The organism is Cedecea neteri NBRC 105707 = ATCC 33855, assembly GCF_001571265.1.
GTDB classification, from domain to species: domain Bacteria; phylum Pseudomonadota; class Gammaproteobacteria; order Enterobacterales; family Enterobacteriaceae; genus Cedecea; species Cedecea neteri.
Genome location: NZ_BCTL01000003.1, coordinates 29,422 through 47,576 on the forward strand (window position 1 = coordinate 29,422; position 18,155 = coordinate 47,576).

23 protein-coding genes are annotated in these 18,155 nt (G+C 54.1%); 10 read left to right on the forward strand and 13 right to left on the reverse strand.

The window, feature by feature from the left end; genetic code table 11:
* Positions 1 to 40: 40 nt before the first annotated feature.
* Positions 41 to 964 (reverse strand): Kdo(2)-lipid IV(A) acyltransferase, encoded by a 924-nt coding sequence (locus CNE01S_RS01430; RefSeq protein ID WP_061272548.1) that lies wholly within the window; start codon positions 962 to 964, stop codon positions 41 to 43.
* Between the two features lie 224 nt (positions 965 to 1,188).
* Between CNE01S_RS01430 and trhO the strand changes: the two genes are divergently transcribed.
* On the forward strand, positions 1,189 to 2,241 hold the full coding sequence (gene trhO, locus CNE01S_RS01435) for an oxygen-dependent tRNA uridine(34) hydroxylase TrhO (protein ID WP_061272550.1): 1,053 nt from the start codon (positions 1,189 to 1,191) through the stop codon (positions 2,239 to 2,241).
* 33 nt (positions 2,242 to 2,274) lie between these two features.
* On the opposite strand, the gene CNE01S_RS01440 is transcribed toward trhO, so the two are convergent.
* The 9 genes from CNE01S_RS01440 to mdtH form a co-directional block, all read right to left on the reverse strand.
* The gene (locus CNE01S_RS01440) at positions 2,275 to 2,847 is read right to left on the reverse strand and encodes a YceI family protein (protein WP_061272552.1); all 573 of its coding nucleotides are present in this window, start codon (positions 2,845 to 2,847) and stop codon (positions 2,275 to 2,277) included.
* Between the two features lie 15 nt (positions 2,848 to 2,862).
* A complete protein-coding gene (locus tag CNE01S_RS01445; RefSeq protein ID WP_061272554.1) occupies positions 2,863 to 3,417 on the reverse strand; it encodes a cytochrome b in 555 nt (184 codons plus the stop codon).
* 264 nt (positions 3,418 to 3,681) lie between these two features.
* Positions 3,682 to 3,795 (reverse strand): DUF2770 family protein, encoded by a 114-nt coding sequence (locus CNE01S_RS24230; protein WP_072279077.1) that lies wholly within the window; start codon positions 3,793 to 3,795, stop codon positions 3,682 to 3,684.
* A 46-nt stretch (positions 3,796 to 3,841) separates the two neighbouring features.
* Positions 3,842 to 4,963 carry an N-methyl-L-tryptophan oxidase gene (solA, locus tag CNE01S_RS01450; RefSeq protein WP_061272556.1) on the reverse strand — a complete coding sequence of 374 codons (1,122 nt, stop codon included), beginning with the start codon at positions 4,961 to 4,963 and terminating at the stop codon, positions 3,842 to 3,844.
* A 129-nt stretch (positions 4,964 to 5,092) separates the two neighbouring features.
* Positions 5,093 to 5,347, reverse strand: coding sequence for a biofilm formation regulator BssS (gene bssS, locus CNE01S_RS01455; RefSeq protein WP_061272558.1), 255 nt, complete (start codon positions 5,345 to 5,347; stop codon positions 5,093 to 5,095).
* Positions 5,348 to 5,654: 307 nt separating this feature from the next.
* Positions 5,655 to 5,900 carry a DNA damage-inducible protein I gene (gene dinI / locus CNE01S_RS01460; protein WP_038473733.1) on the reverse strand — a complete coding sequence of 82 codons (246 nt, stop codon included), beginning with the start codon at positions 5,898 to 5,900 and terminating at the stop codon, positions 5,655 to 5,657.
* Between the two features lie 75 nt (positions 5,901 to 5,975).
* The gene (gene pyrC / locus CNE01S_RS01465; protein WP_061272560.1) at positions 5,976 to 7,022 is read right to left on the reverse strand and encodes a dihydroorotase; all 1,047 of its coding nucleotides are present in this window, start codon (positions 7,020 to 7,022) and stop codon (positions 5,976 to 5,978) included.
* 152 nt (positions 7,023 to 7,174) lie between these two features.
* Positions 7,175 to 7,735 (reverse strand): lipoprotein, encoded by a 561-nt coding sequence (locus tag CNE01S_RS01470; RefSeq protein ID WP_061272563.1) that lies wholly within the window; start codon positions 7,733 to 7,735, stop codon positions 7,175 to 7,177.
* A gap of 98 nt (positions 7,736 to 7,833) precedes the next feature.
* Complete coding sequence (gene mdtH / locus CNE01S_RS01475; protein ID WP_061272566.1) at positions 7,834 to 9,048, reverse strand: multidrug efflux MFS transporter MdtH; 1,215 nt, start codon at positions 9,046 to 9,048, stop codon at positions 7,834 to 7,836.
* 229 nt (positions 9,049 to 9,277) lie between these two features.
* On the opposite strand from mdtH, the gene rimJ reads away from it, so the two are divergent.
* From rimJ to CNE01S_RS01500, 5 genes are all read left to right on the forward strand, one after another.
* The gene (gene rimJ / locus CNE01S_RS01480; RefSeq protein WP_061272569.1) at positions 9,278 to 9,868 is read left to right on the forward strand and encodes a ribosomal protein S5-alanine N-acetyltransferase; all 591 of its coding nucleotides are present in this window, start codon (positions 9,278 to 9,280) and stop codon (positions 9,866 to 9,868) included.
* A 3-nt stretch (positions 9,869 to 9,871) separates the two neighbouring features.
* Positions 9,872 to 10,519, forward strand: coding sequence for a YceH family protein (locus tag CNE01S_RS01485; protein WP_061272572.1), 648 nt, complete (start codon positions 9,872 to 9,874; stop codon positions 10,517 to 10,519).
* A 2-nt stretch (positions 10,520 to 10,521) separates the two neighbouring features.
* On the forward strand, positions 10,522 to 11,445 hold the full coding sequence (locus tag CNE01S_RS01490) for a Gfo/Idh/MocA family protein (RefSeq protein WP_061272575.1): 924 nt from the start codon (positions 10,522 to 10,524) through the stop codon (positions 11,443 to 11,445).
* Positions 11,446 to 11,558: 113 nt separating this feature from the next.
* Complete coding sequence (gene murJ / locus CNE01S_RS01495; RefSeq protein ID WP_061272578.1) at positions 11,559 to 13,094, forward strand: murein biosynthesis integral membrane protein MurJ; 1,536 nt, start codon at positions 11,559 to 11,561, stop codon at positions 13,092 to 13,094.
* Between the two features lie 77 nt (positions 13,095 to 13,171).
* Positions 13,172 to 13,654: a cold-shock protein gene (locus tag CNE01S_RS01500; protein WP_039291841.1), complete on the forward strand. Its 483-nt coding sequence runs from the start codon at positions 13,172 to 13,174 to the stop codon at positions 13,652 to 13,654.
* Between the two features lie 54 nt (positions 13,655 to 13,708).
* Here the strand turns inward: CNE01S_RS01500 and flgN are convergent, their stop codons facing one another.
* The 3 genes from flgN to flgA all read right to left on the reverse strand — a co-directional run bounded on the left by flgN (position 13,709) and on the right by flgA (position 15,185).
* Positions 13,709 to 14,134 carry a flagella biosynthesis chaperone FlgN gene (gene flgN, locus CNE01S_RS01505; protein ID WP_038473709.1) on the reverse strand — a complete coding sequence of 142 codons (426 nt, stop codon included), beginning with the start codon at positions 14,132 to 14,134 and terminating at the stop codon, positions 13,709 to 13,711.
* A 2-nt stretch (positions 14,135 to 14,136) separates the two neighbouring features.
* Positions 14,137 to 14,430, reverse strand: coding sequence for a flagellar biosynthesis anti-sigma factor FlgM (gene flgM / locus CNE01S_RS01510; protein WP_061272581.1), 294 nt, complete (start codon positions 14,428 to 14,430; stop codon positions 14,137 to 14,139).
* 95 nt (positions 14,431 to 14,525) lie between these two features.
* Positions 14,526 to 15,185 (reverse strand): flagellar basal body P-ring formation chaperone FlgA, encoded by a 660-nt coding sequence (gene flgA / locus CNE01S_RS01515; protein WP_061272584.1) that lies wholly within the window; start codon positions 15,183 to 15,185, stop codon positions 14,526 to 14,528.
* 159 nt (positions 15,186 to 15,344) lie between these two features.
* Here flgA and flgB point away from each other — a divergent pair, with 159 nt between their 5' ends.
* Genes flgB through flgE form a run of 4 tightly spaced genes read left to right on the forward strand, consistent with a single transcriptional unit; the run spans position 15,345 to position 18,150 of the window.
* Positions 15,345 to 15,755 (forward strand): flagellar basal body rod protein FlgB, encoded by a 411-nt coding sequence (gene flgB / locus CNE01S_RS01520; RefSeq protein WP_038473701.1) that lies wholly within the window; start codon positions 15,345 to 15,347, stop codon positions 15,753 to 15,755.
* A gap of 3 nt (positions 15,756 to 15,758) precedes the next feature.
* Complete coding sequence (flgC, locus tag CNE01S_RS01525; protein ID WP_061272587.1) at positions 15,759 to 16,163, forward strand: flagellar basal body rod protein FlgC; 405 nt, start codon at positions 15,759 to 15,761, stop codon at positions 16,161 to 16,163.
* A gap of 11 nt (positions 16,164 to 16,174) precedes the next feature.
* The gene (flgD, locus tag CNE01S_RS01530) at positions 16,175 to 16,873 is read left to right on the forward strand and encodes a flagellar hook assembly protein FlgD (protein WP_045782044.1); all 699 of its coding nucleotides are present in this window, start codon (positions 16,175 to 16,177) and stop codon (positions 16,871 to 16,873) included.
* Positions 16,874 to 16,899: 26 nt separating this feature from the next.
* Entirely contained in the window at positions 16,900 to 18,150 is a 1,251-nt protein-coding gene (gene flgE, locus CNE01S_RS01535) for a flagellar hook protein FlgE (protein ID WP_061272589.1), read from the forward strand.
* Positions 18,151 to 18,155: the final 5 nt, after the last annotated feature.

Here is an 18,155-nt window from a genome sequence, read left to right on the forward strand (position 1 = left end):
TCGGCAAAAAATAGCCGCCTGAAAAGGCGGCTTTTAGGCGTTATTTGTAGCGGTCGGGCATCCCTTCCGGGCGCGTCTTAAAGCGGCGATGCAGCCACATATACTGCTCCGGTGCCATCAGGATGCACTTCTCGACGATTTTGTTCATCCAGCGCGCGGTCTGTTCTGGACTTTCAAGCGGCGGGTTGAGTTCTGGCTGTATAATCGTCAGCTCGTAGCCTTTGCCGTCAGGCAGGCGGCGCGGAACAAAGGGGACAGCGCAGGCGCCGGAGAGTTTAGCCAGCGTGTAGGTTCCCGTGGTGGTGGCCGCTTGTTCAACGGCGAAGAACGGCACAAACTCGCTGCCTCTTGGACCGTAATCGTGGTCCGGCGCGTACCAAATGATGTCGCCATTTTTCAGCGCGCGGATCATGCCTTTCAGATCTTTACGGTCAATCATGCTCTTATTGGAACGCATGCGTCCCCAGGTCTGCAGCCAGTCCAGCAGCGGATTGTCATTGGGGCGATAGACGCCGATGCCCGGCGTTTTAATGCCGAAAATTCGAGCGCCAAGTTCCAGCGTCAGGAAGTGAATGCCAATCAGCAAAATACCCTGGCCCGTTTTTTCGATGCCTTTAACAATATCGACACCTTCGTAGTGGCACCATTTATTGATGCGCTCGGTGGACCAGAACCAGGCCATACCCGTCTCAATCAGCCCCATGCCGACGGACTCGAAGTTGGCGACCACCATTTGCTCGCGTTTTTCCTCGCTCATTTCCGGGAAACAGAGCTCAAGGTTGCGGTAGGCTATTTTCGCGCGGCGTTTCATCAGGCGTTTTGCCAGCCGGCCCAGCCCGCAGCCGATGCGGTAAAGTACCGGGTAGGGGAGTTGTACCAGTAGGTATAAAAAGCCAATACCCAGCCAGGTGAGCCAATAGCGCGGGTGCAACAACGCACGAGAGAATTGCGGTAAGTTCGTCATGTAAAACCTTTGTGACGGCAATTGCCGGATCTTCTAATCATTCCATTGTGACATTTTTTGGCGCAGAGCCAAAATAAGCGGCGTCAGAGTGACTGATATTTCATCTATTGTTGCCGCGAATGTCGTTGAGTGAGCAAAATGTAGCGTAAAACGTGGGGATGTAAATAAGCGTTATTTGCTTTATGATGCAGCCCACTTTTTTCCAACGATTGCGAGCGAACACCATGCCAGTGTTACACAACCGCGTATCGAATGAGGAGCTGCGCGAGCGCATGCTTGCCGAAACCGAGCCGCGCACGACCATCTCATTCTACAAATATTTCACTATTGAAGCGCCGCAGGCCACGCGTGATGCGCTTTATCAGCTGTTTTTGAGCCTCAACGTGTTTGGACGTGTCTATCTGGCGCATGAAGGGATCAACGCTCAGATTAGCGTTCCGGAAAGCCGCGTTGATGCCTTCCGCGAGGCGATTTACGCCTTCCATCCGGCATTAAATAATCTGCGCCTGAATATTGCGCTTGAAGATGACGGCAAATCCTTTTGGGTGCTGCGCATGAAAGTGCGTGACCGTATTGTTGCTGACGGTATTGATGATCCTACGTTTGATGCAAGCGATGTGGGTGAATATCTGAAAGCCGCAGATGTGAACGCCATGCTTGACGATCCGAGCGCGGTATTTATCGATATGCGTAACCACTACGAATATGAAGTGGGGCACTTCGAGGATGCCGTCGAAATTCCGGCCGACACCTTCCGTGAACAGCTGCCGAAAGCCGTGGATATGATGCAGAATGACAAAGAGAAGAAAATTGTCATGTATTGCACCGGCGGCATTCGCTGCGAAAAAGCCAGCGCCTGGATGCGCCATAACGGCTTCCAAAATGTGTATCACATTGAAGGCGGGATTATTGAATATGCGCGTCGTGCGCGTGAGCAAGGTTTACCGGTGCGCTTTGTTGGGAAAAACTTTGTTTTCGATGAGCGCATGGGCGAGCGTATTTCTGACGATGTGATCGCTCATTGCCATCAATGCGGGACGCCGTGTGATAGCCACACCAACTGCAAGAATGACGGCTGCCACCTGCTGTTTATTCAGTGTCCGGCCTGCGCTGAGAAATTCTCTGGCTGTTGCAGTGAAATTTGCCGTGATGAGCTGGCGTTGTCTCCCGAAGAACAGCGCCGCCGCCGGGCTGGCCGCGAAAACGGGAATAAGATCTTCAATAAATCTCGTGGGATGTTGAATACCACCCTGGGTATTCCTGATCCGGAGAAGTAATAAAAATCCCCCGGTTCGCCGGGGGATGTGTTTTTACTGGCGCACGCCTTCGACAGAAATAATCAGGTCAACTTCCTGTGACGCAGGGCCCAGATCCTGAGTGATATTGAATTCCTTCAGCTTAATTTTACCTTCGGCTTCAAACCCCGCGCGCACGCCGCCCCACGGATCGTCACCCTGGCCAATCAGCTTCGCTTTCAGCGTGACCGGCTTTGTCACGCCGTTCAGCGTCAAGTTGCCGGTAATATCCAGCGTCTCGCCGTCCTTCTTCACTTCCGTTGAGGTGAAGGTGGCCTGCGGGAACTTCGTGACGTTGAGGAACTCAGCGCTACGCAGGTGTTTGTCACGTTCGGCATGGTTAGTATCAACGCTGGTGGTGTTGATGGTGACGTTCACTTTATCCGCCGCAGGATTTTTTTCGTCAAAGGTAAAGCTGCCGTCAAAATCACGGAAGGTGCCGTACAGCCAGCTGTAGCCGAGATGCTGAATGCGGAAGTTCACAAACGCATGCTGACCCTGTTTATCAATTTTGTAATCAGCAGCAACGGCAGAACCGGTGGTGAATAACAGAGCGCTTAAGGTGGCTCCCAGCAGGATTTTCTTCATTGTCTTACTCCATAGTTAACGGGATGCTTTCCCCAGCATGCGCTTGAGGGTGGCATCTTTATCTAGAAAATGGTGCTTCAGGGCCGCGAGGGCATGGAGCAGAGAAACAATCACCACGGTCCACGCCAGCCAGAGATGAATTGTCCCGGCAAGGTCGGCCTGTGCCCCGAAGTCCGTCAGCGTGGCGGGCACATCAAACCAGCCAAAAACGCTAATAGGTTTACCGTCAGCCGTTGAAATCAGATACCCGCTCAGCAAAATGGCGAACAATAATGCATACAGCAAAATATGTGCAGTAAGCGCGCTGATACGCGTCAGGCGTGAATAACTTTTTAACGGTGGCGGCGGCGGCGATATAAAACGCCAGAGAAGACGAATCACCAGAGCAGACATTAACAAGATGCCGATGCTCTTATGTATTTCTGGTGCTTTATGGTACCAGACGTCGTAATAGCCCAGCGTAACCATCCACAGTCCGAGCGCAAACATGCCGTAAACCGTGGCGGCGACAAGCCAGTGAAGCAGAACCGAAAAATGTCCGTAGCGTTCGGATGAGTTTCGCCATTGCATATTTATGCGTCCATGTGTTTTCTAAAGAAGTTAAAACATAGGCGTTCCGTTAACAGCAGATCAACATAAATATTCTTATTTCGATATATATTTATTGTATGTCTGTTTTTTTTGAATGACACTTGCGGAAGGCGTTCAGTAGAGTCGAATGAATATAATCGTTTTGATTGGAGTGGATATTAGTTGGCAGTGAATTATTTGCCGTGAAACTATATTTTATTAATTTTACGTCAACATTTGTCAATATAACCTGAGCGTGAATAGTCAAAAGAAATAAATATAAGCCAGGTCGAGAAGTGCAAGCGTTGCCCAGAGAATAAGATACAGAATAAAGTGTTCGCGAATATTGTTGGTTAAAAATTGAATAAAGCGAATCATGATGGCCCCGGGTAAAAGTGGCGGAAGTGCCCGCCACTCGGGGATTCTACGCTGTTTTGAAGCGAGAAAGTACGAACGGAGATAAATCAAAGGTGGGTTTTTGACCCAAAGCAAACTGGCAGGCAATTTCGCCTAAAACGGAGGCAAATTTGAACCCGTGCCCGCTCAACCCGGTAATGATCAGCGTGTTGTCATGGCCGGGGAGGGTATCGATGATGAAATCTTCATCCGGCGAATTGTCATAGGTGCAGGCTTTACCGTGCAGGCAGCAGCCGATGCCGGGTAAAAATTCGCGCAGGAAAGGAAACACTTCAGACCCATCGCTGGCGACGGCACCAAAGGGTTTACGCTGCTCGGGCGAGTCAATCAGCTGCCCGCCGTTATGCTTGCCCAGTTTCAGCTCGTTGTCTTCCGCCGGGAAGCCATAATATTGATCGCCGTTCGGTGTTTCTGCGGCAAACGCCGGGAATTTGTTGTTCTCGCTGTAGCGGCCATCGGCCTGGTGCCAGGCAAAGATTTTGCGTACCGACTTGACCGGCAGGTCAGGCAGCAGTTTGGTCACCCATGTACCGGCGCTGACCAGCAGCTTGTTCCCATGATATTCACCTTCTTCGGTCACGACCGTCACGCCGTCGTCGCCGTGGCGGATATCCGTGACCTTGCAGTTAAACAGCTGAGCGCTACCACCTTGTTTAGCAAGGTTGATGTAGGTCTCGATGGCAAGTTCACTTTTCAATACGCCGGAGTCCGGTTCAAACAGGCCAACGTAGTTTTCAGGCACCGCAATCTCCGGCCAGCGGGCGGAAATGGCGGCGGCGTCCAGCGTTTCAACCTGCAGGGAGAATTTTTCTGCGCTGGCGGCAACATTGCGAATAAATGGCGAATCAGTCGGCCCCAGGTTAATGACCCCGGTGCGATGAAAGAGCTTCTCGCCGCTGGCTTCAGCCAGGGCATCCCACAGCTTTTGCGCTCGCAGAACCAATGGGACATATTTTTCACCTTCGCCATAAGCATGACGCATCAGGCGGGTATCGCCGTGGTGGCTGCCCTGATCGTGAGGCGGGTGGCCGCTGTCAATCATCAGGACTTTCAGGCCCGAGTGTGTTGCATAGCAGCCTGCGGCGGCACCGACGGAACCGCTGCCGACAATGATGAGGTCGTAGTTCATAAGCTTTTCTCTGTGGAAAATTATCTGTAGCAGGGTAATTAATTCACCGGAACGATGCAATTGACGGTGGTGCTTAAAATAAAAAAGGCACCCTGTTGGGTGCCTGTAGCTATTGTTAAGCATGTGTCGTCAATGCTTGCGATAATCGCTTTCCTGGTAATCACTGGATTCAATTTTGGCTATCCCGGCCTCAAGGATGGAAATAAATTGCCGGGCGACATCGGTGGTCAGCCAGAGCGTCTGGCCTATCTCTGTTTCATCGTGCTTCTGAGTATTGGATGTCAGGTAATGCAGGCGCAGCATCATGGCGTCGTAGCTATCGACGGTGCTGATATCCCATCCGACGAGGGGATGAGTCTGAATAACATCACTATTTTTTTCCATCATAACCCCTTTTATACGTGTTTAAAGACAACGACTAGTGAGGTTCATGCGTGATTTATCGTGAAGCGACTTAAGTATATCAATACTACGGCCTTCATGGGGATGAAATAATTACCTGGTAACACTTTTTCCGCATTATTCAGAAAAAACGAACAATAAATCGACAGGCTATTCTGAGATTATCTAAAAGAAAGATAAGAAAGGCTTGGAGGGGAGTTTAAAAAATAAGCAAATCAAGGTAAGGCAAGGAATAAAAAAAACCGGATGGCGACACCCGGCAAAAAAAGTACCAACATAATTGAGGGTATTAGTCGGCAGAGAACCAATCGTCAGCGCTTTCCCAGGTTTCCTGGAGGATCTCGCTGATTCGCGTTTTATCTTCTTTGGCACCGCCCAGCACGGACAGGTTATTGCCTGAGGCATAACGTACCTGCACTTCGCTGCTGGTGTCGGGAAAATGTTGATTGATACGGCGGGAAAGCTCATTGGCAAGGGCGTCGATGGCCCCGGCTGGCAACGGTGTGGTTTTGGCTATAGTCACTTCAATACGCATAACAACCCCCTGTACAATATACTGGATATTTATACAGGTTAAATTTCCAGTAAGCAACAGGGGGCGTTGAAAAATTTAGCCTTTAACTGACCAGACCACGTCTTCACCCGCCAGGAACGGCACAATGCTGTCGTCACCGGCTTCAATCAGCTCCGGCATTTTCTCAGCCACGCGGACCAGCTCGATGTGTTCTTCATTGACCGGCAGGCCGTAGAAGCGCGGGCCGTTCAGCGAAGCGAAAGCTTCAAAATGCTGCAGCGCGTTCATTTCTTCGAATACCGTTGCATAGGCACCCAGCGCGGAAGGCGCGTTAAAGCAGCCTGCGCAGCCGCAGCTGGCTTCTTTGCGGTGACGTGCATGTGGCGCAGAGTCGGTGCCGAGGAACACGCGATCGCAGCCGCTCGCGACCAGCTCGCGCAGTGCTTCCTGGTGGACGCTGCGTTTCAGAATCGGCAGGCAATAAAGGTGCGGACGAATTCCGCCCACCAGCATGTGGTTACGGTTAAACATCAGGTGCTGAGGCGTGATAGTCGCGCCAATCAGCGAGTTGCCTTCTTTCACATACTGGGCGGCATCTTTGGTGGTGATATGTTCAAACACCACTTTCAGCTCAGGCAACTGGCGACGCAGCGGCTCCATGACGGTTTCAATAAAGCGCGCTTCGCGATCGAAAATATCGATGTCAGCATGGGTGACTTCGCCGTGAACCAGCAGCGGCATGCCAATTTTCTGCATACGTTCAAGCACTGGCAGGATCGCTGCGGTGCTGGTTACGCCGTGAGCGGAGTTGGTTGTGGCGTTCGCCGGGTAAAGCTTGGCGGCGGTAAACACGCCTTCATTGAAACCGCGTTCGATTTCGTTGGGATCCAATGTGTCGGTCAGATAGCAGGTCATCAGCGGTTCAAACTTTTGCCCGGCCGGAACCGCATCAAGAATGCGCTGACGATAAGCGATAGCGGCGTCCACGCTGGTAACAGGAGGCACAAGATTGGGCATGACAATCGCACGGCCATAGATCTGGCTGGTGTAAGGCACCACGGTTTTCAGCATCTCACCGTCACGAAGGTGAATATGCCAGTCATCTGGGCGGCGGATTTTTAATACCTGAGGTAATGCGGTCATCAATGTGCTCCGGCGTGAGAGGGAAATCAGTCATCAAGGGCTGGTTTTATGCCGGGCACTAAGGATAAGGGGAAACGTTATCGTTTGCACCCCTTATGTTGCACATGTTGCACAAAACCCTCAGAGCGCATAACGGCTCTGAGGGGCGGGGGCTATTCCGTTAACGGAATGATTATTTCACCGGGTTTCACTTCAATGCCTTTGGCATATTTCTTCGCCAGCGACTCGCCGGTGCTGCGGTCTTCGCTCAGGATGTAAGCAGGTTGCTGATTAAAGTAGCTGCGCAGGGACTGGTTAAGGTAAGGGATCATGGTCTGCAGCACGCTCTGCATTTTTTGCGGTTCGACCTGAGCGTCAACGACCTCCATTTCCTGCAGGTAGATGGCACCTTGCTCTTTATTGAACACCGGCAGCGCTTTCAGCTTGAGCTTCAGAATGGCTTTCTGGTTACCAAACAACGAGGTCATGTCGAGATTGGCATCGCCGGTCAGGGTAATTTTATTCGGCTCTTCCCGTCCAATCTGGCTGACTAAATGGGTTAACACCACATGGGCTTCAGCCACGCCGGGCAGGCCAATGTTCTTCGAGAAGTTATTGTGTTTTTCCAGCGACTGGTTGATTTCCTGTTCACTCACGCTGTACTGCGTTAACTGGTTGCATCCGGAGAGCAGGCCGCTAAGCATCAATGCTGCGGCAAAAACAATCTTCTTCATAGGCTTCCTCAAAATAGCGGCTCCAATGCCGTGCCTTGCGTTAATCAGCATAATGCGGCACGGCGTTAGCGGCTACAGGAAAAAGATGAAAGGAGGATTTACCCCTGGCCACCAGGCTCGAACATCGTCGGTTCCACCGGTTTGAGGCTGAACTGCCACCACAGGGCGGCAAGGGTAATACAGCCGATAATCCCGAGCATCGCCCAGGGCAGCTCCGGCTGCTGCAGCGCTTTCCCCGCGTCAAACAGCCAGCCGCCGCCGGTATAGCCCAGCGCGCCGCCCAGCGACAGCCCTAAACGGCTAAACCCCATGTAGCTGCCGCGAGCGCGGGCATCCGCCAGCGAGGCGCTCAGCGTTTCCCGGGCGGGCTCGGCGATGATTGAGCCGATGTAGAAGGTACAAATCAGGGCGAAAAGCTGCTGTAAGTTGGACGTAAGCCCAATAGGCATCAGGCTTACCGTCATCAGCACCAGGCCTGCCATTAAGCGTTGCTCCAGGCGGAAGCGCCTTTCACTCCAGCGAGCGATAGGGTAGAGCAGCGTCAGCGAAAGCGCGGCTTCAATGGCGTACATCCATTTCACCGCCGACGCGGTACCGGCAATGTCGTTGACCATCAGCGGCAGCATCAGCATGACCTGCACCGCCAGCATGTAATAACCGGTGAGCGTAAGGACGTAGGTAATAAAGCGTTTATCCCGGAACACGCGGCCCATGCCTTCGCGCATTGGGGTACGAATAGTTGAAAGCTTATAGGCCGGCAGCAGCCAGGCGTTAAGCGCCGCGCACAGGACAAACATTACGGCACCGACGGCGCACACCAGACGAAAATCATACTGCAACAGCCAGCTACCCAGCAGAGCGCCGATCACCGCGCCCGCGCTGTCCTGCATCATCAGGATTGAGAAGAAGCGGCCCCGGTGTTGAGGGCGAACCAGTTTGACGACCAGCGCCGAACGGGGCGGGTCGAACAGCGTCCCGCCAATGGCGGAGAGCAGACAGGAAAGCCACAGCATCCAGGGTTCAGTGGCGATGCCCATGGTGGCAAAACCCGCGGCGCGCAGCAGCATACCGGTGACAATCATCGGCTTGGCACCCAGTCTGTCGGCAATTGCGCCGCCGAAGACGCCCAGCCCCTGCTGGATAAACTGGCGTAGGCCCAGGGCAATCCCGACCATCAAAGCGGCCCAGCCTAACTGGTCAACGAAGCGGATGGAAATCAAAGGGAAGACAACGAAAAAGCCCAATACCACTAACATGTTATCAAGCAGCAGGAAATATTTACCCAGGCTCCTTGCCTGCGCCACCCGCGACATCTCCCCTCCAGGGAACTTAATTAAACGCGATAAGCACTTATTCTCGCTTGCCCTCCGGGCTTTTAATACCTGATGCAGGACAATATTTTTTTATCGTGCAACGAGTTTGATTCAAGGCTTTCATCGAAAAAAGTGATGTTGCGTCATGTTGTTGTTTTCACACGACGGCCAGGCACAGGTATAGTAACAAGATGTGCCCCGTCAACCGGGATGAAGGAGTGGAATAAACATGTTTGGCTACCGCAGTAACGCACCAAAAGTTCGCCTGGTGACTGACCGACTGGTGGTGCGTCTGGTCCATGAGCGAGATGCCTGGCGTATGGCAGATTACTACACCGAAAATCGCCAATTTCTGAAACCCTGGGAACCCATTCGGGATGAAAGCTACTGCTATCCTTCGGGCTGGCAGGCAAGGCTGGGCATGATCGGAGAAATGCACAAACAGGGCAGCGCGTACTACTTTGCGCTGCTCGACCCGGAAGAAAAAGAGGTCATTGGCGTGGCTAACTTTTCCAACGTCGTGCGCGGCTCGTTCCACGCCTGCTACCTCGGTTACTCCATCGCCGAAAAATGGCAGGGGCAGGGGTTAATGCATGAGGCGCTGACCAGCGCTATTCGCTACATGCAACGTAGCCAGAACGTGCACCGCATTATGGCCAACTATATGCCGCATAATCAGCGCAGCGGCGATCTTCTGGCGCGTCTGGGCTTCGAAAAAGAGGGCTACGCAAAGGATTATTTGCTGATTGACGGCGTATGGCGGGATCACGTTCTCACCGCGCTGGTTAATCAAGACTGGACCCCAGGTCGTGGAGTTTAAAAGATGAAATATCAGTTAACGGCGATTGAAGCCCGCATCATCGGCAGCCTGCTGGAAAAACAGCTCACTACGCCAGAGCAATATCCAATGTCCGTCAACGGCGTGGTCACCGCCTGTAATCAGAAAACAAACCGTGAACCGGTGATGGATCTGAAAGAGCACGACGTCCAGGACACGCTGGACGGGCTGGTCAAAAACCATTATTTGCGAACCGTCAGCGGGTTTGGCAACCGCGTGACGAAATACGAGCAGCGTTTTTGCAACTCAGAGTTTGGTAATTTAAAGCTGACGCCAGCAGAAGTGGCGGTGGTCACGACTTTGCTGCTGCGCGGAGCGCAAACGCCGGGTGAGCTTCGCAGCCGTGCCGGAAGAATGTTCGAGTTCACCGATATGGCGCAGGTAGAAGCCACGCTGGAAGGGCTGGCGGGCCGTGAAGACGGGCCATTTGTTGTGCGCCTGCCGCGAGAGCCCGGCAAACGCGAAAGCCGCTATATGCATCTTTTTAGCGGTGAGGTTGAAGCTCATGCGGTTGCCGGGCAAAGCGTCAGCCCGGTTTCGGACGATCTCAGCGCGCGAGTGGACTCGCTGGAAGCTGAAGTCGCCGAACTTAAACAGCGTCTGGATTCATTGCTGGCACACCTGGGGGATTAAGGATGACGAAATTACGTATTGGTGTGGTTGGGCTGGGGGGGATCGCGCAGAAAGCCTGGCTGCCGGTTCTTGGCGCATCCAACGACTGGTCGCTGGTGGGCGCATTTTCGCCGACCAAAGCGAAAGCATTACCAGTGTGCGAAACCTGGCGCATGCCGTATATCGAGTCACTCAGCGATCTGGCGGCGCAGTGCGACGCTGTTTTTGTGCATAGCGCTACCAGCTCCCACTACGCGGTAGTGAATGAGTTGCTCAACGCCGGCGTCAGCGTCTGCGTGGATAAGCCTCTGGCGGAAAACCTCGCCGATGCTGAAAAGCTGGTGGAACTTGCCGAGCGCAAAAAGCGTACCCTGATGGTGGGCTTTAATCGCCGTTTTGCCCCACGCTACCAGCAGTTAAAAGCAAAGCTCTCTGCCGGGGCGTCTTTGCGCATGGATAAACACCGCAGCGACAGCGTCGGCCCGGGCGATCTGCGCTTCACGCTGCTTGATGACTATCTTCACGTGGTGGATACCGCGCTCTGGCTTGGGGGCGGTGCTGCTCAGTTGCAAAGCGGGACGTTGCAAACCAACGAGTCGGGACAAATGCTGTACGCCGAACACCATTTCAGCCAGGGCAACCTGAGCGTGACCACCAGCATGCATCGCCGTGCCGGAAGCCAGCGTGAGTGGGTTCAGGCGGTGACGGACGGCGGGCTGTATGAGGTGACAGACATGCGTCAGTGGCGTGAAGAATGCGGCGCTGGCGTGGTGGAACAGCCGATTCCTAGTTGGCAAACTACGCTGGAACAGCGCGGCTTTGCGGGGTGTGCGCGTCACTTTATCGACTGCGTGGCGAATCAGACGGTTCCGGAAACCTCCGGCGAGCAGGCTCTGCTGGCGCAGCGCGTCGTGGAGAAGCTCTGGCGCGAGGCAATTAGCGAATAAGCTGTAACATATCACGGTAGCAATTCGGCCCCGTATCGGTAGACTATGCCGACTTGTCATCATCCATTAACGCCTGCGCCGCAGGCGTTAATGTTTGTGGAATAACAGAATAAATGAACCTATTAAAATCGCTGGCGGCCGTCAGCTCGATGACCATGTTTTCACGCGTGCTTGGCTTTGCGCGAGACGCTATTGTGGCGAGGGTATTTGGGGCAGGAATGGCGACGGACGCCTTCTTCGTGGCATTTAAGCTGCCGAACCTGCTGCGGCGTATCTTTGCCGAGGGCGCTTTCTCCCAGGCGTTTGTGCCGATTCTTGCCGAATACAAGAGTAAACAGGGTGAAGACGCTACCCGCGTTTTTGTCTCCTACGTCTCAGGGCTGCTGACCCTTGCGCTGGCGCTGGTCACCGTACTCGGCATGCTTGCCGCGCCGTGGGTTATTTTGGTTACCGCCCCGGGCTTTGCCGACACGGCGGATAAATTCGCGCTGACCTCAAGCCTGCTGCGCATTACCTTCCCGTACATTTTATTGATTTCACTGGCGTCGCTGGTGGGGGCGATTCTCAATACCTGGAACCGCTTCTCTGTGCCAGCGTTCGCCCCGACGTTCCTTAACCTCAGCATGATTGGCTTTGCGTTGTTTGCTGCCCCGCACTTTAACCCGCCGATTCTGGCGCTGGCCTGGGCGGTAACGGTAGGGGGGGTATTACAGCTGGCCTATCAGCTGCCGCATCTGAAGAAGATTGGCATGCTGGTGCTGCCGCGTATCAGCTTTAAAGACGCCGGCGCTATGCGGGTTATCAAGCAGATGGGCCCGGCGATCCTCGGCGTTTCCGTCAGCCAGATTTCACTGATCATCAACACCATCTTTGCTTCGTTCCTGGTGTCCGGTTCGGTTTCATGGATGTATTATGCTGACCGCCTGATGGAGTTCCCATCCGGTGTTTTAGGCGTGGCGTTAGGCACAATTTTGCTGCCGTCGCTGGCGAAGAGCTTTGCCACCGGCAACCACGATGAGTATTCTCGCCTGATGGACTGGGGGCTGCGTCTTTGCTTCCTGCTAGCGCTGCCGAGCGCCGTGGCGCTGGGTATCCTGGCCAAACCGCTGACCGTGTCTTTGTTCCAGTACGGCAAATTCTCTGCTTTTGATGCCCTGATGACCCAGCGCGCGCTGGTCGCGTACTCGGTTGGCTTGATGGGGCTTATCGTGGTGAAAGTGCTGGCGCCGGGCTTCTATTCCCGGCAGGACATTAAAACGCCGGTGAAGATAGCCATCGTGACGCTGATTTTGACCCAGCTGATGAACCTGGTGTTTATCGGCCCGCTGAAACATGCCGGGCTTTCGCTGTCGATTGGTCTGGGGGCCTGTATTAACGCCTCGCTGCTTTACTGGCAGTTGCGTAAACAGGATATCTTCAAGCCGCAGGCGGGCTGGACGCCGTTCCTGCTGCGCCTGGTAGCAGCGGTGGTGGTGATGTCGGCGGTACTGGTTGGGCTGATGTACGTCATGCCTGCCTGGGATTTAGGCAATATGCCTTATCGTCTGCTGCGGCTGATGGCGGTTGTGGTAGCCGGCGTTGTCGCTTATTTTGCGACGCTGTTGCTGTTGGGCTTCAGGCTGAAAGATTTCGCCCGCCGCACGCTTTGATTTTTTCTGGGTGGATGACGGTTTCGTCACGCCACCCTATTCTTTATATGTTGAAAGGTTAATTAGGTGACAGAGCGATGAGAGGAATAATCACAACCTGGTTCGAAGACAAGGGCTTCGGATTTATTAAAGATGAAAACGGCGAAAACCGTTATTTCCATGTGATTAAAGTCGCCAACCCGGAGCTTATCAAAAAGGACGCGTCGGTGACCTTCGAGCCGGGGACCAATAATAAAGGGCTGTCGGCGTTTGCCGTGAAAGTGGAGCCCGAGAGCAAGCATCTGTTTATTGCGGGCGAGCGGCTTAAAATCACCTCGATCAAATCTTTCGTGGTGTACAGCGAAGAAGAACCTGCGGACGGGAAGATTGATAAAGAAAATGCGGTGCTGTCGGTTGGCCTGCTGATGAACAGCATTCGCCCAAAGGCAGAGAAAAAAGAAGGGGAAATGCGTACGGTGAAAAAACTGGCCGTGACCACTTTCCAGGGCGAAACGCATCTCTTCTCAGAGGATGAGATTGATATTGAGGCTACGGTAAAAGTCTTGAAATCGCTGAAATAAACAAGCTGCTGGTCAAGGAGAGTGTTGACCAGCAGTTTTCATCTGGTGGGAAAATCAGATAGTGATTTTTTTACCGCCGCGGTTGCCCTGCGACGTTGCCTGCCCGTCGGCGCCATAGAAATCCGGTGCCTGATGCGGTTTTAACACGGCAATAGCCTGCTCATTGCGCGCCATCTGGTCTTCCAGTAACCAACCGTTGTGCTGGTTAATGTCCCGCAAATGCAGGGTTTTTTGCGTAATCGTCTGCCAGCGCTGGCTGACATCCAGGCTGGTTACCGCCCCGGCATTTTGCTCTGCGCGACGCTGCTGCTCCAGGTAATCCAGCGTAGCCAGCAGCGAGCTTTTATCTTCAGTTATACGTTGCAGCGCGTTGCTATTTATCTGGCCTGCGGAAAGCTGCAGCTGTTCAGCATCCATCACTTCTTTCAGTGAATTCAACACTGCGGTCATTTGGTCCAGCACTTCTAACAGACGACTCACCGTTATTTACTCGACAAATAGCTTTGGGCTTCCTGGATCAGCGCATCGGCGATTTTGCCGGTATCCATCTTCAGGTCGCCGTTACGAATAGCCGTCTTCAGCGCTTCAACGCGTTCCATGTTGATATCGCCGGTGCCAGGCTGCATCAGTTTGGCCTGCGCATCGCTCAACTTTACGCTGGTGCTGTTGGCGGTTGCAGATTTTTCAAGACGGCTTTTCAGCGTCTGTGGATCGCTGGTTTCACGCGGTTGTACGGTGCTTACCGGTTTCAGTGGCGACGTGCGATCAATGCTCATTGTTCTCTCCTCATCGAGGGGCTCGCGGCGTAAGAGCCAGTCAGTATCATTTGTTGATAGTACTATCGGCAGTCGCCGCGGAATCTTTAAAAAGATTATAGATTAATCAGAATATTCCCATCAGCATCCACCGTCCCGCTCACCACCTGCCCTGAAGACATGCGAACGCGGGCATTTTGCGCGACGGCGGCGTTATTCAGCGCCTTGCCTTCACCGTTGACGCTAAAGCCTTCGCCGGAGGCAATCACCTGAACCTGCTGGCCGGCTTTCACCCGCCAGGCCTGGCGCACCATCGTCTGAATGACCGGCTGCCCGGGCGCAATATCCCGGAGCGAAACCGCGTCCGTCGCCTGGCCGAGATCCAGCATAGTGCGTGGCGGCAGTTGGTCAAGGCGTCCCTGTGTTAACTGCACGCTATTGGCATCGATTCTTGCCCCGCGGGCAATGGGGCGACTGGCAACCACATACTGACCCGTGGCCATCACCTGAACCTGGATAAAACGTTTGTCGCTGCCGCAGCGAGCCATGACGCTGACGTTGCCCCACAGTTTGGCATTTCCGGGCGTTGAGAATTCTGGCTGAGGGCAGGCGGGAAGCTGAGCATCCGGCGTTTTCACCTTGACGCTAACGTCATTGCTGATCCCGGCCAGCCGCTGTTGGAAATACTCAGTCAGCGGCCCATCAAGTGCGCTCGCCAGGGCCAACTGACTGACCAGTAAACTGGCTATGCCGCTCAAGATTTTCAGGCTTCTCATCGCGCTTCTCCGTATTCAGATTGCGGTGATTTTAACCGCGAGCCGTTTTGATCAAGGCGATAAATAGCGACGTATTTTGCGTTTATTCCACCCATCGCGTACGCGTAAGGCGCTTTAAGCTTTCGGACGATTCCTAATTCTATGGACTATGGAGGAAGCATGCTCGATAAACTGGACGCCGCACTGCGATTTCAGCAAGAAGCGCTTAATTTGCGTGCCCAGCGCCAAGAGATTCTGGCCGCGAATATCGCCAATGCCGACACGCCGGGCTTTCAGGCGCGCGATATCGACTTTGCCAGTGAAATGAAAAAAGTGATGGAGCGCGGACGCGTTGAAGGAGGCGGCATGTCTCTGGCGCTCACTTCGGCACGCCATATCCCGGCACAAACCCACTCCACTCCGTCGCTCGATCTCCTCTACCGCGTACCTGACCAGCCCGCCATGGACGGTAACACCGTCGATATGGACCGTGAACGTACGCAGTTTGCCGATAACAGCCTGAATTACCAAACAAACCTTACGGTGCTTGGCGGGCAAATCAAAAGCATGATGTCGGTGCTACAGGGATAATCGATGGCCTTACTCAATATTTTCGACATCGCCGGTTCGGCTATGACGGCCCAGTCCAAGCGCATGAACGTGGCGGCAAGTAACCTTGCTAACGCCGACAGCGTCACCGGACCTGACGGCCAGCCTTACCGCGCAAAACAGGTCGTTTTCCAGGTGGATGCTGCACCTGGCGCGGCGACCGGTGGCGTTAAAGTGACCAATGTGATTGAGAGCGACGCGCCGGACAAGCTGGTGTTCCAGCCGGGTAACCCGCTCGCGGATGCACGCGGCTATGTGCGTATGCCTAACGTTGATGTGGTCGGGGAGATGGTCAACAGCATGTCCGCCTCCCGCAGTTATCAGGCCAACGTCGAAGTGCTCAACACCGTGAAGGGCATGATGATGAAAACGCTCACTCTCGGTCAGTAACAGGAGCCTATATGTCCATTGCAGTCAAAATGAACGATCCGACTAACAATGTTGATCCTACGGCTGGCGCATCCAAAAACAGCCTGACGGGCAATAGCGCTGCCGACCTGCAGGGGAGCTTTTTGACCCTGCTGGTTGCGCAGTTAAAAAACCAGGATCCGACCAACCCTATGCAGAACAACGAACTGACTACGCAGCTGGCGCAGATCAGTACCGTTAGCGGTATCGAAAAACTCAATACCACGCTGGGATCGGTTTCCGGTCAGATCAATCAGAACCAGTCTCTGCAGGCCAGCGCCCTGATTGGCCATGGCGTGATGATCCCGGGCAACAAAATTCTGGCGGGGACCGATTCAAAAACCAACACCATCAGCACCACGCCGTTTGGCGTTGAGCTGCAGCAGGCGGCGGACAAAGTCACGGCCACTATCTCCGATAAAGACGGCAAAGTGGTTCGTACTATCGAGATCGGTGGGCTGAGTGCCGGGGTGCATACCTTTACCTGGGACGGCAGCGCCAACGACGGCACCAACGTGCCGGACGGCTCTTACACCGTGGCGATCAATGCCACGAACGGTGGGACACAGCTGGTGGCTCAGCCGCTGAACTTCGCCATGGTGAGCGGTGTTATCAACGGCAAAGATGGCCTCAAACTGGATCTCGGGACCTACGGTTCTACGACCCTCGATGCAATCAGGCAAATTATTTAAGCCTATAACCTAAGCAGGAGTAAGACATGGCGTTTTCTCAAGCGGTCAGCGGCTTAAATGCTGCGGCCACCAACCTGGACGTGATTGGTAACAACATTGCCAACTCCGCCACCTACGGTTTTAAATCCGGCTCGGTCTCTTTTGCCGATATGTTTGCAGGCTCTAAAGTGGGCCTGGGCGTTAAAGTCGCGGGCGTGACCCAGAACTTTGGCGACGGTACTACCACCAACACCGGCCGTGGCCTGGACGTGGCTATCAGCCAGAACGGCTTCTTCCGCCTGGTCGACAGCTCCGGTTCCGTGTTCTACAGCCGTAACGGGCAGTTCAAGCTGGACGAAAACCGTAACCTGGTGAACATGCAGGGCCTGCAGCTGACTGGCTACCCGGCAACCGGTACGCCGCCAACCATTCAGCAGGGCGCCAACCCGGTAGGTCTGTCCGTGCCAAACACGCTGATGGCGGCGAAAACCACCACTACCGCGTCCCAGCAGATCAACCTGAACTCCACCGACAAATTGCCAACAGTGGCGACGTTCGATCCAACCAATGCCAACAGCTACAACAAGAAGGGCACGGTAACCGTTTACGACAGCCAGGGTAACGCCCACGGCATGGACGTGTACTACGTGAAGACCGCAGACAATACCTGGCAGGTCTACACCAAAGACTCCTCCGTTGCGGGTTCCACGTTCAACTCACAAGGGTTTATGCGTTTCGACAATAACGGCAACCTGCAGGGGATTACTGCCAATGCCGCCGATCCGATTCCAAACCCGAATACGCTGCCAAACAGCATTAACGTGACGACCGGCGTCACCAATGGCGCGACGGCTGCTACTTTCGCGCTGAGTTTCCAGAACTCCATGCAGCAGAACACCGGGTCTAACAACATCGTAGCGACCAACCAGAACGGCTATAAGCCGGGTGACCTGACGTCTTACCAGATTAACGACGATGGCACCGTGGTCGGGAACTACTCCAACGAGCAGACCCAGCTGCTGGGGCAAATCGTGCTGTCCAACTTCGCTAACCCTGAAGGTTTGCAGTCCCAGGGCGATAACGTCTGGACCGCGAGCAACTCTTCCGGCGTTGCGCTGCTGGGCCTCGCGGGCACGGGGAACTTCGGGACCCTGACCAGCGGAGCGCTGGAGTCTTCGAACGTGGATCTGAGTAAAGAACTGGTCAACATGATCGTCGCGCAGCGTAACTATCAGTCGAACGCGCAGACCATCAAAACCCAGGACCAGATCCTCAACACCCTGGTTAACCTGCGCTAAGCGCC

What these genes read in the sequence shown, in the direction of transcription:
- CNE01S_RS01500 (WP_039291841.1), top strand. Translation starts at nt 13,172, where the DNA reads ATGAGAGGAATAATCACAACCTGGTTCGAAGACAAGGGCTTCGGATTT.
- dinI (WP_038473733.1), bottom strand. Translation starts at nt 5,900, where the DNA reads ATGCGTATTGAAGTGACTATAGCCAAAACCACACCGTTGCCAGCCGGG.
- solA (WP_061272556.1), bottom strand. Translation starts at nt 4,963, where the DNA reads ATGAACTACGACCTCATCATTGTCGGCAGCGGTTCCGTCGGTGCCGCC.
- flgE (WP_061272589.1), top strand. Translation starts at nt 16,900, where the DNA reads ATGGCGTTTTCTCAAGCGGTCAGCGGCTTAAATGCTGCGGCCACCAAC.
- flgD (WP_045782044.1), top strand. Translation starts at nt 16,175, where the DNA reads ATGTCCATTGCAGTCAAAATGAACGATCCGACTAACAATGTTGATCCT.
- trhO (WP_061272550.1), top strand. Translation starts at nt 1,189, where the DNA reads ATGCCAGTGTTACACAACCGCGTATCGAATGAGGAGCTGCGCGAGCGC.
- CNE01S_RS01485 (WP_061272572.1), top strand. Translation starts at nt 9,872, where the DNA reads ATGAAATATCAGTTAACGGCGATTGAAGCCCGCATCATCGGCAGCCTG.
- CNE01S_RS01430 (WP_061272548.1), bottom strand. Translation starts at nt 964, where the DNA reads ATGACGAACTTACCGCAATTCTCTCGTGCGTTGTTGCACCCGCGCTAT.
- flgB (WP_038473701.1), top strand. Translation starts at nt 15,345, where the DNA reads ATGCTCGATAAACTGGACGCCGCACTGCGATTTCAGCAAGAAGCGCTT.
- CNE01S_RS01440 (WP_061272552.1), bottom strand. Translation starts at nt 2,847, where the DNA reads ATGAAGAAAATCCTGCTGGGAGCCACCTTAAGCGCTCTGTTATTCACC.
- murJ (WP_061272578.1), top strand. Translation starts at nt 11,559, where the DNA reads ATGAACCTATTAAAATCGCTGGCGGCCGTCAGCTCGATGACCATGTTT.
- mdtH (WP_061272566.1), bottom strand. Translation starts at nt 9,048, where the DNA reads ATGTCGCGGGTGGCGCAGGCAAGGAGCCTGGGTAAATATTTCCTGCTG.
- rimJ (WP_061272569.1), top strand. Translation starts at nt 9,278, where the DNA reads ATGTTTGGCTACCGCAGTAACGCACCAAAAGTTCGCCTGGTGACTGAC.
- CNE01S_RS24230 (WP_072279077.1), bottom strand. Translation starts at nt 3,795, where the DNA reads ATGATTCGCTTTATTCAATTTTTAACCAACAATATTCGCGAACACTTT.
- flgM (WP_061272581.1), bottom strand. Translation starts at nt 14,430, where the DNA reads ATGAGCATTGATCGCACGTCGCCACTGAAACCGGTAAGCACCGTACAA.
- pyrC (WP_061272560.1), bottom strand. Translation starts at nt 7,022, where the DNA reads ATGACCGCATTACCTCAGGTATTAAAAATCCGCCGCCCAGATGACTGG.
- flgC (WP_061272587.1), top strand. Translation starts at nt 15,759, where the DNA reads ATGGCCTTACTCAATATTTTCGACATCGCCGGTTCGGCTATGACGGCC.
- flgA (WP_061272584.1), bottom strand. Translation starts at nt 15,185, where the DNA reads ATGAGAAGCCTGAAAATCTTGAGCGGCATAGCCAGTTTACTGGTCAGT.
- CNE01S_RS01445 (WP_061272554.1), bottom strand. Translation starts at nt 3,417, where the DNA reads ATGCAATGGCGAAACTCATCCGAACGCTACGGACATTTTTCGGTTCTG.
- CNE01S_RS01490 (WP_061272575.1), top strand. Translation starts at nt 10,522, where the DNA reads ATGACGAAATTACGTATTGGTGTGGTTGGGCTGGGGGGGATCGCGCAG.
- bssS (WP_061272558.1), bottom strand. Translation starts at nt 5,347, where the DNA reads ATGGAAAAAAATAGTGATGTTATTCAGACTCATCCCCTCGTCGGATGG.
- CNE01S_RS01470 (WP_061272563.1), bottom strand. Translation starts at nt 7,735, where the DNA reads ATGAAGAAGATTGTTTTTGCCGCAGCATTGATGCTTAGCGGCCTGCTC.